An 18505-nucleotide genomic window follows, 5' to 3' on the forward strand; every position below is an offset into this window, starting at 1 on the left:
ACAATCGTCGGAAGCGGGCCCGAATCGGTCGTTTACTGATGACTGACCCAGAATACCGCCGTCCCTACTACCAGAATAATCAGGAACAGAATGGCCCATGCATCGACACTGCTATCGCTTTTTCTTGCCTTGGTCGGATTGCTCATTGCATCGCCTCTTGTCGGTTTTATCGGTGATTGCAGAAAGACTCGATCACAGTTAAGACGATGATTGTCCCCGCGACAAATGTGGGTTAATCAACAACTATTCTCGTTAGGCGATTTGGTTCTTTACATATACTCAAACATCACTTTTGCGCATAACTGCAAACGGGTATATTGCCCCGGCTCCGTTAGGGAGTGCGCGGCCGTGCGCGCGTAATTGCCGAGGCACCATCGGACTCCAGCAAGCGAAAACGCAGCGTTTTCCGAGTAGCCCAAAGCCTGAGAACAGGACTTATATGTACGTATACGACGAGTACGATCAGCGGATCATCGAGGACCGCGTCAAGCAGTTCCGTGATCAGACCCGACGCTATCTGGCAGGCGAGCTGAGCGAAGAAGAATTCCGCCCCCTGCGCCTGCAAAATGGCCTCTACATCCAGCGTTTTGCGCCGATGTTGCGCGTGGCGGTGCCTTACGGCCAACTGACTTCCCGTCAGGTGCGCATGATGGCCAAGATTGCCCGCGACTACGACAAGGGCTACGCCCACATCAGTACCCGGCAGAACGTGCAGTTCAACTGGCCGGCGGTGGAAGACATCCCGGATATCCTCGCGGAACTGGCCACCGTGCAGATGCACGCGATCCAGACCAGCGGCAACTGCCTGCGCAACGTCACCACCGACCAGTTCGCCGGTGTCGCTGCCGATGAAGTGATCGACCCACGCCCATGGTGCGAAATCGTCCGTCAGTGGACGACATTCCACCCGGAATTCGCCTACCTGCCGCGCAAGTTCAAGATCGCCGTCAACGGTTCGACCGCTGACCGTGCGGCCATCGAAGTCCACGACATCGGCCTGGAGCCGGTCCACAACGCCGCCGGCGAGCTGGGCTTCCGTGTACTGGTCGGCGGTGGCCTGGGCCGTACCCCGGTGGTCGGCGCCTTCATCAACGAGTTCCTGCCGTGGCAGGACCTGTTGAGCTACCTCGACGCCATCCTGCGGGTGTACAACCGTTATGGCCGTCGCGACAACAAATACAAGGCGCGGATCAAGATCCTCGTCAAGGCGCTGACCCCTGAAGTGTTCGCGCAGAAAGTCGACGCCGAGATGGAACACCTGCGCGGTGGCCAGACCACGCTGACCGAAGCCGAACTGCATCGCGTCGCCAAGCACTTCGTCGATCCGGACTACAAGGTTCTGGAGAACCATACTGCCGCCCTGGCCGAACTCGACAAAGAGCATCCGGGTTTCGCCCGCTGGCGTTCGCGCAATACCCTGGCGCACAAAAAGCCGGGCTATGTGGCCGTGACCCTGTCGCTGAAGCCGACCGGCGTTGCGCCGGGCGACATCACCGACAAGCAGCTCGATGCCGTCGCCGATCTGGCCGAGCGCTACAGCTTCGGTCAACTGCGCACCTCCCACGAGCAGAACATCATTCTCGCCGACGTCGAGCAGAGCCAGTTGTTCACCCTCTGGGGCGAGCTGCGTGAAGGCGGTTTTGCCACGCCGAACATCGGCCTGCTGACCGACATCATCTGCTGCCCGGGCGGTGATTTCTGCTCGCTGGCCAACGCCAAGTCGATCCCGATCGCCGAATCGATCCAGCGCCGTTTCGACGACCTGGACTATCTGTTCGACATCGGTGAGCTGGACCTCAACATCTCCGGTTGCATGAACGCCTGTGGTCACCACCACGTCGGCCACATCGGCATCCTCGGGGTGGACAAGAAAGGTGAAGAGTTCTACCAGGTGTCCCTCGGTGGCAGCGCCAGCCGTGACGCCAGCCTGGGCAAGATCCTCGGCCCGTCCTTCGCCCAGGACGACATGCCGGACGTGATCTCGAAGCTGATCGACGTGTACGTTGAACAACGTACCGAAGACGAGCGCTTCATCGACACCTACCAGCGTATTGGCATCGACCTCTTCAAGGAACGCGTCTATGCAGCGAATCATTAAGAACAACGAAGTCGTCGACGAAACCTGGCACCTGCTGCCCAAGGACGCGACCCTCGACGGCATCTCCAACTGCGACGACCTGATCGTGCCGCTGGCCCTGTGGCGCGATCATGCTCACGCGCTTAAGGCCCGCGATGGCGGTCTGGGTGTGTGGCTGGACGCCGACGAAGAAGCCGAGGAAATCGGTGACGACGTGGAACAGTTTCAGGTGATCGCCCTGAACTTCCCGGCCTTCACCGATGGCCGCAACTACTCCAACGCCCGTCTGCTGCGCGACCGCTATGGTTTCAAAGGTGAACTGCGGGCGATAGGCGATGTGCTACGCGATCAGCTGTTCTACATGCACCGTTGCGGTTTCGATGCGTTCGCCCTGCGCGCCGACAAGGACCCGTACGAGGCACTGGAAAGCCTGAAAGACTTCTCGGTGACCTACCAGGCCGCCACTGACGAACCGCTGCCGCTGTTCCGTCGCCGCTGACTCGAATACGCCTTGAGCACCTGCTCAAGGCGTACTTCCCTCCTCTTCTGTATCCGAACTGGCCAGCTCATTGGCCGGATGGCGCGCGAGTGCCTGATCGGTGAGCTGGCGAATCAGCGCCTGACGCTCATTTCTGAAATTGTCGTGAATCGCGTTCATCTGCACCGCTGCCTGATCGCGCGCGAGTTCGGTCTGCCCGTCAAGTCGCGCCAGTGCCCGTGCGGTCCGATCATTGATGACGGCGAAAGCATCAGGGTGGACTGATTCGAGAAATTCGACCCAGAATCGCTGACTGACGCACCAGTCAGGAAACGCTGAAGAGCTTTCTATACGCATGACGGCCTGATAGGCCTGATCCAGGTTCTCCTGCGATACCTCGACGTTCAAAGGGCTGCTTATCGCCCTTGGCTGTCCCGGCAGATCGAGCCGTCCCGCCAGTCCCACCCGATAGGCCAGGCTGAATTCGAGTGCGTGCTCGTAGACCCTCGGTTGGGCGCTGGCATTGATATCCGCCACGACCTGCTGCTCCAAAGCCTGCAAGCGGAACAGGCCTCTGAGCAACCCGGTCAATTGCCGTTCGAGCGATGCGCCGCCGACTCCGGACGCGACCATGGCCCGATAGCACAACACCTGAACTTCCATTTCGCTGAACACCGCCGAGTAGCCATCGACGCTGGTGGTGCCGACACGGGCCGTGCTGAACAACCGGCCGCGCAGCCATGTATCTTCAGCCGCTGCCTCGATGACATTCCACACGCGCTCACTGAAATACGGGTACAACCTGGTGTAATCAGCCGTATGGATCAATTGCGAAAGTACGACAAAGAAATCCCGCGAGCCAGGCGCGGCCCTCACGGCCTCCCACATCACGCTGCGCGGCGTCGCTACGGCGGCAGGCTGGTCGGTCAACCAGCGGGCACTCTGGCCCTCAGGCTGCACACCAGGTCTTGGCTGATGACGATAGGCCCGGCCGATCACTCCGAAACTGGCACCGTTCGCCTGCTGGTACGCAACGATCTTCAGCAAGGCGTCAGGCGCCAAGGGATTGCCAATCAGCCGAATGGCGCGGTTCAACGCCGGCGGCCCCATGAGAACCGCCTGCGGTATGGTGGTTATCTGGTTATCGCGCAAATCGAGCAATTGCGGTCGGTTCAAACCGACAATCCCTTCAGGCCAGCGATCAATGGCGCAACCACGCAAGCGCAGTATTTCCAGGTTCGGCAGCAGACTGACATCCGGGGCATGCACAAGGTCCGGATTGAAATCCAGATCCAGTACCCGCAGATTGGTCAGCTGCACCAGCGAAGGCGCCGATGCAGACGGCAGCCGAATCCGATTGTCACTCAGATCCAGATGCGTCAACCAGGGCAAACGCTCCAGCGCCAACGGTAGCCGGGTCAGTTGATTTCCCCTCAGGGAAAGACTTCGCAGGTTGCTGAAATTATGCAGAAACGCCGTCAGCCCCAGTGTCGGATTAATGCCGTCCATCACCAGATGCGTGACATGGCGGAAGTCGCCGACCACCAATGGCAACTCGCCCAAAGGCTCCGGCGGCAAGCTCAAGGTATCGGGCAAGGCATCCTCAAAAGATCCTGGCTCTCTGCGCCAACAGCGGATGATCGCGCGCATCGCACGAACCTTCGGCGCCCGTGGAACTTCACGCCATGAACCATCAACGCCATTGCACCAGGTTTCCCGTGTCACCCAATGGTTCAAGGCTGCGCGGATACCGAGAAATTCCCGTCGCAGCATCTCCAGCTTCATCAACACCGATATCTCATTTCTGCCCAGGGCGTTCAGTAGCGCATGGATCTGCGCGGGGGAATGTGCCGGATAGAGTTCCTGGGCACGGCGTATCATCACCGAAATATCGGTACCGGAATGTGTCCCTGCCCCTGCCTGTGGACGGTGTGCCCGCCTCAGGGGCGAAACAGCGCCGGGGCGCTCCCCAATCGTCCTGGCGAACGTCGCTCGACGTTCGTAGGCAAGCTGAGTGATTTTCTCCCGCAGTGCTTGCGAAGTTGTTTCGCCCGAGAGGCCCAGCGCGGATCGGTGATGCGTCGACATCCCCTGCCATAGCACCTGAAAATAAGGCTTGCCTGATCCCGTCGCCGCACGCTCGTCGTGACTGACCGCTGCGTCCTGTATCTGCGACGATGACGTTCCCGACCCACCCGGCAAGTGCTCAAGGGCATCGAGCACCACGCGGTGGGTGTCTTGACCACCGCCGCTATCCAGGTGCAACCCTTCATAGGCCCGACAGACAGCGATCGCCTGCTGATATCGACGGACTTCTTGCGCCAGTCGCAACGGTACGCGACCCGCATCCAGCTCTTGCGCCTCGCCACTCAACGCACCCTCCACCAATTCTTCGGCAACACTGGCGGGCAGATCGGCGAAGGAGTGCTGAAGGAACGACACCCTGCCATTACCCGCCACTTCGGTGCGCCTGTAGATTCGCTGGAACAGCTGCACTCGATGACCTTGCGCTTGTGCATCGACGATTTGCTGTAGCCTGCGGGCCTGAACGGCCGGGTCCAGGGAGGTCAGCCCGAGCAGGCTCTCGCGCTGCCGGTTACCGAGGGCCGCCAGCAGGGACCGGTAGAGTTTCCCTCCGCTCAAGTCCTGCTGGCTGATGGTCAGGGTCGTGGTCGCGGTTGGCGCGCCATAACGGCTCAGTTGCGTGCCCGCGGCCTCGAGGACACTGACCACAGTGTCGGCCGGCCAGGCAGTCGATGTGGTCAACAAGTGCAATTGCAGGTCAGGGTCTGCCAAGGGCGCCGACAGCGGAATCTGCAGTTGATCGATGAAATCCGTCACCGCTGCATCGGCGCGAAACCGCCGGAGCGTGTCGACCAACAACGCCGGCGGATGGCCACGATCCACATGAACCTGGCGCATCACGCTGTCCTCGATGCCACTGACGTCCAGGATCTGCAGCGCGACGGCATCCGACACGTCCTCGCGCGCGTAGCCGAAGCGGCGAAACAGTCTTAATCGATCCCAGTCCTGAACCCGTTCTGAATCATGCCGCCAGGCCCCCCGGTCGTTGGTTTCGAGAAGCGGCGAATAGCGGATCGTAGAGGCCGGTGGCGCCACCACCTCCCACAATCCGGTCTGCGGTTCGGGCCGCACCGCATGATGGTGTGTATCGAGCGTCAGAAACGCTTGACCGTCGACCCAGCGCAAGCCTCGCTCATCGGGTCGCACCCCGGCAGGCGGTGCTCGACGCAGCCGATAGGGGCGCAGGTCGGGCTTCCAGAGGCGAGGCTGCCCTGAAGCCAGGCTGACGAGGCGCAAGCGCTCAATGAACACCGATGACCGGACGACCTTGAACGCGCTGCTCACCGCCCGCGTACCGGCGGCGAAAGCCGCCATCAGAATCAGGTTTTCGACGACATCGAAAAAGTAATCCGTTGCCTGTTCCTGCTCGCCTCTGGACCAGCTGGCGATCCCTTCGTAAACATGCGAGAGCAATTGCACCGCCGCGACCGCCAGCAATAACTCACCGGCAACGGGGATGAACGATGCGGCCACCAGTAAAAGATCCAGGCCGATCGCCTTGTAGGTGTCCAGTCGGGCAAGTCGGCTTTTTTCGTCCTCATCGTCCGTGGGAACCACAATGAGCCGCGCGTCCGCCATGGTTTGTTCGGCGTGTTGGCGATACATCAGATTGAACGGATCACCCGCGAAATCGACACCGGACAATGTCACATACAAAACCGTAGGAGGCAGCATCGAGTGACTGCGTGGATACAGGCGCTGTTCGAGGTCCGTCACCCACGCGGCGCGTTCGCCGATCTTGATATAGCGCATGAAGAACTGGCGAAATCCCCTGTCTTTCAATCGCTCGCTCAGCTCTTTCTCGAAATTGCTGAAGGAGGAGTACTCCTTGAGCGGGTGCCGAGGATCACCTGGCAGGTAAACAACGCAACGGTAGTCGTTGTCGGCGTGCTCGCTGACCGGGCCGATAAACAGCGCACCGTTGAGTGTGGCGCCAAGCATCCGCAAGGCCTGATAACCCAGGGTGTTGGTTCCCAGCCTGATCCGGCCCGCGCGCTCCTCTACTCCCTGTAACATCCGATGAACTTCGACACTGATATGGTTCTTCATTACTGCTATATGCCGATCCACCTCGAAGCGACACTGCAAGTTCGCAACAAACTTGCTGCGTAATGGATGATCATCGGCGCTGATGTTGAACACCGCACGAAGATGTTCCTGATACTGTTTTCCCAAATCCAGCGTTCGACACAATCGCGCAAATTCATGGGGTTGTATCGGCAATATACGAGCTTCCCGACCAGTGACTTTTTCGGGGATATAGATCAATGAAGTGTCGTTGTAATTGGTCGCCTGTGTCTCGCTGATTTCAAAATTCTCACAGGCGGCCATCAGCAGATCCCGATCGATTGGCAATACCAGCTTCCTGCGCAAGCCCAGCAGGCTGGAAGTGGAGCGCACGTGCTGAAAAATCACACCCGTTATTACCAGCGGCTGGCCGAGTCTTTGCGACATGGCGCTGGTCAGTAACGGCGCGCAAAATGCTTCGGGCGACTTGAGCGTCTTCAGAAACGGGTCCACTTCACTTTGGGCGCGATGGCTGGCCATCATGCTTTGGTAAAGTTTCTGACGCAGTTCATCCGATGCCGACAGCAGCCAGCCGGGAGCATTGTTCTTGATTAACTCAAAGAACATGCCTTTTTGTTCGGGTGTTAATACAGGCGTGACAGCCTGGACAGGTAAAGAAGCCATATTGAACATCTCGAAAGCTGAAAGTAGCAACAGCTTATCGAGCAAGCCTTTTTATAAAAGCGCGAATTGCCGATGAAAAACTTCAAGTTCGAATCAACTATTCAAACTCAAACTATACCTATATACCGCCACCATAAAAAAACCCCTTTCACCGTTACAGTGAAAGGGGTTTTTCTTTGGCCTTTTCTTACCAGAAGCGTTGCTGGGTCAAGCGGCTCCACCAGCTCAGCAGCACGCGATCCACTGAACCGCTGGCAGCCATGCCGATGCGCTCCTGCAGGCTTTTGCGCTCGGCGTAATGCAGGTGATAAACCTCGGCTTTCTTCGCCCGGTCTGCCAGGTATTCATCGCTGGTCTTGAGTTCGTCGACCAGTTGTTTGTCCAGCGCTGCAACACCAAGCCAGACCTCACCGGTGGCCACTTCGTCGATGGCCAGTTGCGGGCGATAACGGGAAACGAAGTTCTTGAACAGTTGATGAGTAATGTCCAGGTCTTCCTGGAATTTCTCGCGGCCCTTTTCGGTATTTTCGCCAAACACGGTCAGGGTGCGCTTGTATTCACCGGCAGTCAGCACTTCAAAGTCGATGTCGTGCTTTTTCAGCAGGCGATTGACGTTGGGCAACTGCGCGACGACGCCGATCGAACCGAGGATCGCGAACGGTGCGCTGATGATCTTCTCGCCAATGCAGGCCATCATGTAACCGCCGCTGGCCGCGACCTTGTCGATGCACACGGTCAAGGGCACGCCGGCTTCGCGAATACGTGCCAGTTGCGAAGACGCCAGGCCGTAGCTGTGCACCATGCCGCCGCCGCTTTCCAGACGCAGTACCACTTCGTCCTTTGGCGTGGCGAGGGTCAGCAGTGCGGTGATTTCGTGACGCAGGCTCTCGGTGGCCGAGGCCTTGATGTCACCGTCGAAATCGAGCACGAACACCCGGGATTTGCTCTCGGGTTTGTTCTTCTGCTTCTTCTCGGATTTTTCCGATTTGGCCTGGCCCTTGCGCAAAGCCTTGAGCTGATCCTTGTCGAGCAGGGTCTGCTCCAGACGTTCACGCAAGCCTTTATAGAAATCGTTGAGCTTGCTGACCTGCAACTGCCCTGCCGACTTGCGCCGGCCCTTGCTGCGCAATGCAGCAAAACTGGCGAGCACCACCAGGATGGCGACCACCAGCGTTACGGTCTTGGCCAGGAAGCTGGCGTATTCGGTGAAAAACTCCACAGAGACTCCTTAAAACAATGCGCGGATGCAAAACACGCGCGGGATGGTTCCAGCATACCCATGCGCCGCCTCGTCGGCCAGCCGTGAAACCTCTGGCAACAGGCCTGTAACGAGCATTTCAAACAAGCGTATGTTTTTTCATTGACAGCACTCTTTCATCCTCATAACCTCGCCAAACCTTCAACGTACCGGGATGACGCGGACGTGGGCAGCATCTATCTGATTCGACATGGCCAGGCCTCCTTTGGTGCAGACGACTATGACGTCCTGTCGCCCATCGGTGTGCGCCAGGCAGAAGTCCTCGGCCAGCACCTCGCCGAGCTGGGAATCCGCTTTGATCGCTGCCTGGCCGGCGACCTGCGTCGTCAGCAACACACGGCCAGCAGTGCGCTGGAGCAATTCAGCGCCAAGGGCCTGTCGGTACCGACGCTGGAGACCGACTCCGCGTTCAACGAGTTCAATGCCGACGCGATCATCCGCGCCCTGATCCCGGCCATGCTCGAGGACGAGCCGGAAGCCATCGACATCCTGCGCAACGCGGCGCAGAACCGCGCTGAATTCCAGCGTATCTTCGCCCTGGTCATCGAGCGCTGGCTGGCTGGCACCTACGACACACCCGGGCTGGAAAGCTGGCTGGGGTTTGTCGAGCGGGTTCAGGGTGGCCTGCACCGGATCCTCGAACAGGCCGACGGCAACCAGAAAATCGCCGTGTTCACCTCCGGCGGCACCATCACCGCCCTGCTCCACCTGATTACCCAAATGCCTGCCCGGCAGGCCTTTGAACTGAATTGGCAAATCGTCAACACCTCGCTCAACCAGCTGAAGTTCCGCGGTCGCGAGGTGGCTTTGGCCTCCTTCAACAGTCACGCACACCTGCAACTGCTGAAGGCTCCGGAACTCATCACTTTCCGCTGAGTCCGGATAATTGTGACCCTTGCTGTAATCAACCAGCGCCTAACCCAAGAAAGGATCGAACCATGACCTCCGTAGCTGATGCCGTAAAAGCGATGCAAGCCAAGTTCAACCCAGCCGCTGCTGCCGGTCTGGATCTGGTTTTCGGTTTCAACATCACCGACGAAGACAAGCACTACGCGCTGATCGTCAAAGACGGTACTTGCGACATCCAGGAAGGTGAAAACCCGGACGCCAACTGCACCCTGGTACTGGACAGCGCAACTCTGAAAGACATCGTCAGCGGTGAAACCGACGGCATGCAAGCGTTCATGGGCGGCAAGCTGCGCGTTGAAGGCGACATGATGCTGTCGATGAAACTGTCCGAGCTGTTTCCATCGTAAGACCTGCGACCGGCTTAAAGAAAATCCCGCCTCTGTGGCGGGATTTTTGCGTCTGGCCCCTGTAGGAGCTGCGGCACGCTGCGATCTTTTGATCTTGCTTTTACGATCAAAAGATCGCAGCCTCGTTTCACTCGACAGCTCCTACAAGTGCCTGTCGGGAAAAGATTTCGCGCCAACATTTGATGCCGCCAGCAGCTCCTGCGTATAGGGATGTTGCGCCGCACTGAACAGCACATTGGTCTCGCCCCGCTCCAACACTTCGCCATCCTTCATCACAATCAGGTCATGGGCCAACGCCCGCACCACCGCCAGATCATGACTGATGAACAGGTAAGTCAACCCGTGCTCTTCCTGCAGTCGCCGCAATAAAGCAACGATCTGCTTCTGCACCGTGCGATCCAGTGCCGAGGTCGGCTCATCGAGCAGAATCAAATCAGGCTTGAGCACCAGCGCCCGAGCGATGGCGATCCGTTGCCGCTGGCCACCGGAGAACTCGTGCGGATAGCGATGTCGGGTCGCCGGATCCAGACCGACTTCACGCAGCACATCGATCACCGCCTGCTCACGCTCGGCAGCATTCAAATCACTGTGCACCTGCAAGCCTTCGGCAATGATCTGCGCCACGCACAGGCGCGGACTGAGGCTGCCGAACGGATCCTGAAACACCACTTGCAGGCGTTTGCGTAGCGGCCGCAGTTGCTTGCCGCTCAATAGCTCCAGCGCCTCACCGGCAAAGCGAATGCTGCCCTCGGCGTCGATCAGGCGCAAAATCGCCTGACCCAAGGTCGACTTGCCCGAGCCCGACTCGCCGACAATCCCCAGCGTCTTGCCGCGCTGCAGGTTCAGATCAATGCCCTTGACCGCCTGCAGCCAATTCTTCGGCCGCAGCCAGCCACCACCCAGGCGAAAGCGCACATGCAGATCGCGCACCTGCAACAAGTCCTGCGCCACATCCCGGCATAGCGCCTCGCCCCCCGGCTCGGCGTTGAGCAACTCGATGCTATAGGGATGCTGCGGCGCACGGAACAGTTGCTCGCACGACGCCTGCTCGACGATCCGCCCACCGCGCATCACCGCCACCCGTTGCGCAATGGTGCGCACCAGATTCAAGTCATGGCTGATGATCAACAGCGCCATGCCCAGGCGCTGTTGCAGCTCTTTAAGCAGCAACAGAATCCTGCGCTGCACCGTCACATCCAGCGCGGTGGTCGGCTCGTCGGCGATCAGCAATTGCGGCTCGCAAGCCAGCGCCATGGCGATCATCACCCGCTGGCGCTGGCCGCCGGAGAGTTGATGCGGATAGGCCTTGAGCCGTTCGCGCGGTTTCTGAATCCCCACCAGTTCGAGCAGTTCAAGAATCCGTTCACGGGCCTGCGCGCCGGCCAGGCCTTTGTGCAGCGCCAGGCTCTCACCGAGTTGCCGCTCGATCGTGTGCAGCGGATTCAGCGAGCTCATCGGCTCCTGAAAAATCATCGCGATACGGTTGCCCCGTAACTGGCGCAGATAGCGCTCATGCACGCCGAGCAGCTCTTCCCCGGCATAACGAATGCTGCCGTCGATCCGCGTGATGTTCGGATCAAGCAATTGCAGGATGCTGTGGGCGGTCACCGATTTGCCCGAGCCGGACTCGCCGACCAGTGCCAGGCATTCGCCCGGACGAATATCGAGGTCGATGCCATGCACCACTGGCTGGCCGTTGAACGCCACACGCAGGTCGCGGATTTCGATCAGGTTATCGCTCATCTCAAGCCCTCGGATCATAAGCATCTCGGCAGGCCTCACCGATGAACACCAACAGAGAAAGAATCAGCGCCAGGGCAAAAAATGCCGTCAGCCCCAACCACGGCGCTTGCAGATTGCTCTTGCCCTGGCCAATCAGTTCGCCCAGCGAGGCGCTGCCGGCGGGCATGCCGAAACCGAGAAAATCCAGCGCCGACAGGGTCGCGATCGCTCCGGTAAGAATGAACGGCAAATAGGTCAGGGTCGCACTCATGGCGTTGGGCAGGATGTGCCGACTGATCACCTGCACATCGCCAACCCCCAGCGCCCGCGCGGCTTTCACGTATTCCAGACCGCGGCTGCGCAGGAACTCGGCGCGCACCACATCGACCAGACTCAGCCAGGAAAACAGCGCCATGATCCCCAGCAACCACCAGAAATTCGGCTCGACGAACCCGGACAGAATAATCAGCAGATACAACACCGGCAGCCCCGACCACACTTCCAGCAACCGCTGCCCGAGCAGATCGACCCAGCCACCGTAATAACCTTGCAAGGCCCCGGCCGCAATGCCGATCAGCGCACTGGAGGCAGTCAGCGCCAAGGCAAACAGCAGCGACACCCGCGTACCGAAGATCACCCGCGCCAGCACATCCCGCGCCTGATCGTCAGTGCCCAGCCAGTTCTCGCCGCTCGGTGGACTCGGTGCCGGTTCAGTCAGGTCGTAATTCACCGTATCGAAACCGAACGGGATCGGCGCAAACCACATCCGCCCGCCCTGCCCCTCGATCAGTTGCCGCACCTGCGCGCTGCGATAGTCCGGCTGGAACGGCAGTTCGCCGCCGAAATCCTGCTCGGTGTAGCGCTTGAACGCCGGGAAGTACCACTGGCCCCGATACTCGACCATTAGCGGTTTGTCATTGGCGATCAGCTCGCCGCCCAGGCTCAGGCCGAACAGCAGCAAAAACAGCCACAGTGACCACCAGCCACGCCGATGCGCCTTGAACCGCGCCCAACGGCGCTGTCCTATGGGAGATAAGGTCAGCATCAGGCAGTCCTCGCGGTGAAGTCGATGCGCGGGTCGACCAGCGTGTAGCACAGGTCGCCGAGGAGTTTTATCAGCAGGCCGAACAGGGTGAAGATGAACAGCGAACCGAACACCACCGGGTAGTCGCGCGACACCGCCGCTTCGTAACTCAGGCGACCAAGGCCATCCAGCGAGAAGATCACTTCGATCAGCAGCGAGCCGCCGAAAAACACCGTCACCAGTGCCTGAGGCAGGCCGGCCACCACCAGCAGCATCGCGTTGCGAAACACATGGCCGTACAGCACCTGACGTTCACTCAGGCCCTTGGCCCGCGCCGTCACCACATACAGCCGCGAGATCTCGTTGAGAAAGCTGTTTTTGGTGAGGATGGTCAGCGTGGCGAATCCGCCGATCACCAGCGCGGTGACCGGCAACACCAGATGCCAGAAGTAGTCCGCGACCTTGGCCCACGGCGACAGCTCGGCGAAGTTGTCGGAGACCAGTCCGCGTACCGGAAACCAGTCCAGCGCGCTGCCGCCGGCAAACACGATGATCAGCAGCAGAGCAAACAGAAACCCCGGCATCGCGTAGCCGACGATGATCGCCACGCTGCTCCAGACATCGAACGCCGAACCGTTGTGCACGGCCTTGCGGATGCCCAGCGGAATCGACACCAGATAAGTGATCAACGTGGCCCACAAGCCCAGTGACAAGGTCACTGGTAACTTCTGCCAGATCAGTTCGGTGACGCTGGCACCGCGGAAAAAGCTCTGGCCGAAATCCAGTTGCGCGTAGCTCTTGAGCATCAGCCACAGGCGCTCATCAGCCGGTTTGTCGAAGCCGTACTGGCGCTCGATGTCGGCCACCAGTTTCGGGTCGAGACCCCGGGTGGCGCGGGATTCGCCACCGATGGTTTCAACATGACCACCGCCCACCGCCGCGCCGACACCAATGCCCTGCAACCGGGCAATCGCCTGTTCCACCGGGCCACCCGGCGCGGCCTGCACAATGACGAAGTTGACCAGCAGAATGGCGAGCAACGTCGGCACGATCAGCAGCAGACGCCGCAGGCTATAACCCAACATGGGCGTACTCCTTTTGCTGTTGCTGCATCTGCGTGGCGGTCAGCGCGGTCGGGCTGATTTCCCACCAGGTATCGAGTCCGGCGTCATACAGCGGCGCCGTTGCCGGGCGACCAAAACGGTTCCACCACACCGTGGAAATCCCCGGCGGGTAATAGTTGGGAATCCAGTAATAACCCCACTGCAACACCCGATCCAAAGCGTGGGCATGGCGCAGCAGGCTTTCGCGGTTGTCGGCCTGCACCAGCCCTTCGAGCAAGGCATCGACGGCCGGATCGCGCAACACCATGTAGTTGTTCGAGCCGGGATCGTCGGCGCCGTCGGAGCCGAAGTAATTGAACATCTCGCGCCCCGGCGCCTGACTTACCGGGTAGCCGACCACGATCATGTCGTAGTCGCGATTGCGCACGCGGTTGGTGTATTGCGCGGTGTCGACCTGGCGAATATCGAAGCCGATACCGATCTGCGCTAGGTTGCGCTTGAACGGCAGCAGCAGCCGTTCAAAACCCTTCTGACCGTTGAGAAAGGTGAACTGCAGTGGCTCGCCTTTGGCATTCACCAACTGATCGCCACGGGGTTTCCAGCCGGCGGCTTCCAGCAACTTCAACGCTTGCAACTGCTCGGCGCGAATGTTGCCGCTGCCATCGGTTTTTGGTGCTTCGAAGACTTGGGTGAACACCTCGTCGGGGATCTTGCCGCGCCACGGTTCGAGGACTTTCAGTTCCTCGGCGTCCGGCAACTCGGTGGCCGCCAATGCGCTGTGCGAAAAGTAACTGCGCTGGCGCAGGTACATGCTGCGCATCATCTGCCGGTTGCTCCACTCGAAATCCCAGAGCATGGCGATCGCCTGCCGCACCCGACGATCCTGAAACATCGGTTTTTGCAGGTTGAACACGAAACCCTGCGAACCTTGCGCAGCACCCGGTGCCAGATGTTCGCGAAGCAATTTGCCCTGCTCCAGCGCCGCGCCGGCATAGCCGATGGTGTAACTGGTCGCGGAAAACTCGCGGTTGTAATCGAAGCCACCGGCCTTGAGCACTTGCCGGGAAACATCGGTGTCGGCGAAGAACTCCACGCTCAAGTGATCGAAGTTATAGAGGCCGCGAGTGATCGGCAGGTCCTTGGCCCACCAGTCGGCAACGCGCTGAAATTTCACGCTGCGGCCGGCATCCACCGCGCTGATCCGGTACGGGCCGCTGCCCGGCGGGATCTCGAAACCGGCGCCCTCGGCGAAATTGCGCGTGCGCCACCAGTGTTCCGGTAACACCGGCAGCGTTGCCAGATCCAGTGGCAAGGTGCGGCTGTCGTTGTTCTTGAAATTGAAGCGCACTTGCGTTGGCGACTCCACCACTACGTCGGCGACGTCACGAAACTGCTGGCGATATTTGAGGCTGCCCTGAGTGGTGAACAGCTCGAAGGTGTAACGCACGTCTTCGGCAGTGATTGGCGTGCCGTCGTCGAACCGCGCCTTGGGATTGAGGTAGAAGCGCAGCCAGCGACGATCCGCATCCAGTTCCATCTGCTGCGCCACCAGGCCGTAGACGCTATAGGGTTCGTCCTTGCTGCGATAGGCCAGCGGCGCGTAGAGCCAGCCATCGATGTCGGCGACACCGGTGCCTTTGTCGATGTACGGAATCAGGTGATCGAACGGGCCGCTTTCCAGTGAGGAGCGCCGTAGCGTCCCGCCCTTGGGCGCGTTGGGGTTGGCGTAGGCCAGGTGCTGAAAGTCCGGAGCGTATTTGGGGGCTTCGCCGTAGACCGTGAGGGCGGTTTGTGGGGCGGCCCAACTGAATGGGCTTAGCAGCGCAAAAGCGCTGAGCAGAATGAGCCTTGAAAGCATTGGCAGATCCTTTTTTGCACGGTGCTGCTTATGGCCTCATCGCTGGCAAGCCAGCTCCCACACGGTTAGTGGTGTTCACAAGTCACTGTGGGAGCTGGCTTGCCAGCGATGAGGCCCGAACAATCACCAAACATCCTGCCTACCTGTGATGTGCAACAGGCCGGCAATTTTTATAGGGCAGGCTTAGATCAATAAGTGACTAAAACCCGCCCCTTCCATGAAATCCGATCCCTGTAGGAGCTGCCGCAGGCTGCGATCTGTTGATCTTTAACGTCAAAAGATCGCAGCCTTCGGCAGCTCCTACACAGAGCGGGTCAGTACACAGAGCGGGTCAAAACTTGTAATTGACCCGCGTGTACAACGTCCGCCCGAACGGGTCGCCGTATTTCGGGTCGTAGCCGCTCTGGAAGGTGTAGGTCTGGTTGCTGAACGGCGGCTCGCGGTCGAACAGGTTCTTCGCGCCGAGGGTCACGCTCAGGGTTTTACGCCAGGTGTAGGTGCCGGCCAGATCCCAGACGTTGTACGAGCCGACGTAATCGTGGGTCTCGCGGTCGGAGTCGTGGTAGCCGCTGGTGTAGCGGTTGGTCAGTGCCACACCGTAGGGGCCGTAGTTCCAGCTGCCGGTCAGGCTGTGGCGCCAGCGGGCCACGGCGCCGGCCGAGGAAAAATCGCCACCACGGAAATCTCCGAGCTTGTCGATGTAGTCGCCCTTGAGCTGCTGCTGGTACTCGTAACGGCTGACATAGGTGCCTTGCAGGCCAATGCCGAAGTTGCCGTACGGGGTGCTCGGCAAGCGGTAGTCGAAACTGACGTCGACGCCATTGGTCTTGATCTTGCCGAGGTTGGCCAGGCCGGTAACGATGTGATCAATGGAGCCGTCCGGCTTGCGCACCAGACGATCCGGATACAGCTGCGGGTTTTCGAACACCGCCGATTCCGGGAATTCGGCGATCTGGTTGGCGATGTTGATCCACCAGAAATCCAGCCCGGTGCTCAGGCGCTCGAATGGTTGATAGACGAAACCGAGGGTGACGTTGCGCGCGGTTTCCGGACTGAGGTCGGTGTTGCCACCGGTGCGGCTGTAAAACTGCTGGGCGCAGTCGCGGTTGGCGATCCCGCCGTTGCTCGGATTGCCACCGGCGCACAGCCGTGGGTCGTTGTAGTTGGCGACAGTGAAGGTGGTGAAATTGGGGTTGTACAACTCGTACAACGACGGTGCGCGGAAGCCCTCGCTGTAGGCGCCGCGCACCACCAGTTGCTTGAACGGCTGGAAGCGGAACGAGTATTTCGGGTTGGTGGTGCTGCCGAAGTCGCTGTACTTGTCGTGGCGCACGGCGGCGGACAATTCCAGGCTATCGAGCACCGGCACGTTGACCTCGGCGTACTGCGCCGAGACGCTGCGATCCCCGGCGACGCTGGCATTCGGGTCGACACCCAGGCTCTGCACATCGGCAGCGAACTGGGCGAAGTCCTGATGGAAATCTTCCTTGCGGTATTCGCCACCCAGCGCCAGTGCCGAAGGACCAGCGCCGAACCAGTCACCGATCTCACGACTGACACGCCCGTCTATCGCCTTGACCCGCCCGACCGCCGTCGAGTAATCGCCGTCCACCGCATTGGCTGCCAGCAGCGCCTGTCCGGCGGCGGTCTGCGCGCCAAACGGGTTGATGATGCCGTTGGCAATACCGGCGCTGACGGCGCGGTCGTTGACGTAACCGGCCTCGATGGCATTGACCACTTTGTTCTGGTTGTACGATGCACCGACGTTGTAGTCCCAACCCACCACGCTGCCGTCGAAGCTCAACAGCAAACGCTGGCCGGTGTTGTCGTCTTCATGCTGGCGCGCGCCGACGGCGGTTTCGCGCCAGTTCACATCCACCGGTTGCGTCGGGTCGAGGGCGAAGCCGTTGGGGCCGGGGGTAATGCCGTTACCGGGATAGAACGTCGTGCCGGGATTGACCTGATTGCCCATCAGCGTACCGGGGCCGATCTGCGTGCGGTTTTCGTTACGTGCCCAGAAGTATTCGAGGCTGACGTTGTGATCATCCGCGAGCTTGCCGGTGGCTTTGGCGAAAGCCGAGGTCTTCTCGGTTTCCGGCACCAGATCGAGGTAGTTCCACAGGCTCTGGCGGCAGATGCCATTGCGCGCCAGCAGGCCTGGGGCGTTGCAGCCGGTACCGGCCAGCGGGTTGGTGGCGTTGCTGCCCTGACTCCAGTTGGCCGGCGATGCGGTGCCGGAGGTGTAATCGAGGCCGCGTCCCGGCTGATAGTTGTAGGTGTAGCCGCGATCCTCGGCAGCCAGTCGTTGCTGCTTGTCATGACTGACCACGCCGAACACGTTGAAACGGTCATCCTGCAAATCGCCAAAACCCCAGCTGCCGCTGAAGTTACGACTTTCCCCACCGCCGGCATGGGTCGGCGTGTCGTAGTTGGTGCTGAGTTGGCCTTCGGTGAGACTGGTCTTGGTGATGAAGTTGATCACCCCGCCGATCGCATCGGTGCCGTATAACGCCGAAGCGCCGTCACGCAGGACTTCGACGCGATCAATGGCGGCGAACGGAATGGTGTTCAGGTCAACCCCGGAACCGTTGATCGCATTGGTCGCGTTGTTACTCAGCCGCCGGCCATTGAGCAGTACCAGCGTCTTGTTCGGGCCGATGCCGCGCAAGTCGGCATACGACGCCCCGCCGCTGCTCGAACCCACCGAACGACCGGAGCCGACCGAGGACTGGTTGGCGGAAATCCGGCTGACCAGTTCTTCCGTGGTGCTCACCCCCTGCTCGCGCAATTCTTCAACTCGCAGAATGGTGACCGGCACCGCTGTTTCCGCATCGACCCGGCGAATCGCCGTGCCGGTGACTTCGACCCGTTGCAATTGGGTTGTTGGCTCGTCGGCAGCGACTGCCGGCAAGGTATTGATCGCCAGCAGCAAGGCCAGGCTCAAACGGGATCTAACGGGTGAAAAATGGATCATGAACAGCCATCCCTGCGT

At 60.1% G+C, this 18505-nt stretch carries 11 protein-coding genes; 4 read left to right on the plus strand and 7 right to left on the minus strand.

What is annotated here, in order from left to right:
• The first annotated feature begins 439 nt into the window (after positions 1-439).
• Together JN524_RS02660 and JN524_RS02665 are read left to right on the plus strand one after the other, a co-directional pair.
• Entirely contained in the window at positions 440-2098 is a 1659-nt protein-coding gene (locus JN524_RS02660) for a nitrite/sulfite reductase (protein WP_202368367.1), read from the plus strand.
• Complete coding sequence (locus JN524_RS02665; RefSeq protein ID WP_202368368.1) at positions 2082-2576, plus strand: DUF934 domain-containing protein; 495 nt, start codon at positions 2082-2084, stop codon at positions 2574-2576. The genes JN524_RS02660 and JN524_RS02665 overlap by 17 nt, the downstream gene beginning before the upstream one ends.
• A gap of 24 nt (positions 2577-2600) precedes the next feature.
• Here JN524_RS02665 and JN524_RS02670 read toward each other — a convergent pair whose 3' ends face one another.
• Entirely contained in the window at positions 2601-7376 is a 4776-nt protein-coding gene (locus JN524_RS02670) for a dermonecrotic toxin domain-containing protein (protein WP_237402916.1), read from the minus strand.
• A gap of 142 nt (positions 7377-7518) precedes the next feature.
• Positions 7519-8550: a protease SohB gene (gene sohB / locus JN524_RS02675; protein WP_027613703.1), complete on the minus strand. Its 1032-nt coding sequence runs from the start codon at positions 8548-8550 to the stop codon at positions 7519-7521.
• Between the two features lie 204 nt (positions 8551-8754).
• Between sohB and JN524_RS02680 the strand changes: the two genes are divergently transcribed.
• Positions 8755-9465, plus strand: a complete 711-nt coding sequence (locus JN524_RS02680) for a histidine phosphatase family protein (protein ID WP_202368369.1) — start codon at positions 8755-8757, stop codon at positions 9463-9465.
• A 62-nt stretch (positions 9466-9527) separates the two neighbouring features.
• Positions 9528-9845 carry an SCP2 sterol-binding domain-containing protein gene (locus JN524_RS02685; RefSeq protein WP_027613701.1) on the plus strand — a complete coding sequence of 106 codons (318 nt, stop codon included), beginning with the start codon at positions 9528-9530 and terminating at the stop codon, positions 9843-9845.
• 141 nt (positions 9846-9986) lie between these two features.
• Here JN524_RS02685 and JN524_RS02690 read toward each other — a convergent pair whose 3' ends face one another.
• The 5 genes from JN524_RS02690 to JN524_RS02710 all read right to left on the minus strand — a co-directional run bounded on the left by JN524_RS02690 (position 9987) and on the right by JN524_RS02710 (position 18487).
• Entirely contained in the window at positions 9987-11588 is a 1602-nt protein-coding gene (locus JN524_RS02690) for an ABC transporter ATP-binding protein (RefSeq protein WP_202368370.1), read from the minus strand.
• 1 nt (position 11589) lies between these two features.
• Positions 11590-12612, minus strand: coding sequence for an ABC transporter permease (locus JN524_RS02695; protein WP_202368371.1), 1023 nt, complete (start codon positions 12610-12612; stop codon positions 11590-11592).
• Complete coding sequence (locus JN524_RS02700; protein WP_202368372.1) at positions 12612-13676, minus strand: microcin C ABC transporter permease YejB; 1065 nt, start codon at positions 13674-13676, stop codon at positions 12612-12614. Before JN524_RS02700 ends, JN524_RS02695 begins: the two co-directional genes overlap by 1 nt.
• Positions 13663-15513, minus strand: coding sequence for an extracellular solute-binding protein (locus tag JN524_RS02705; RefSeq protein ID WP_202368373.1), 1851 nt, complete (start codon positions 15511-15513; stop codon positions 13663-13665). The genes JN524_RS02700 and JN524_RS02705 overlap by 14 nt, the downstream gene beginning before the upstream one ends.
• Before the next feature lie 331 nt (positions 15514-15844).
• Positions 15845-18487 carry a TonB-dependent receptor gene (locus tag JN524_RS02710; protein WP_202368374.1) on the minus strand — a complete coding sequence of 881 codons (2643 nt, stop codon included), beginning with the start codon at positions 18485-18487 and terminating at the stop codon, positions 15845-15847.
• Between the last annotated feature and the right edge of the window lie 18 nt (positions 18488-18505).

Source organism: Pseudomonas sp. MWU318 (genome assembly GCF_016756945.1).
Classification (GTDB): Bacteria; Pseudomonadota; Gammaproteobacteria; order Pseudomonadales; family Pseudomonadaceae; genus Aquipseudomonas; species Aquipseudomonas putida_A.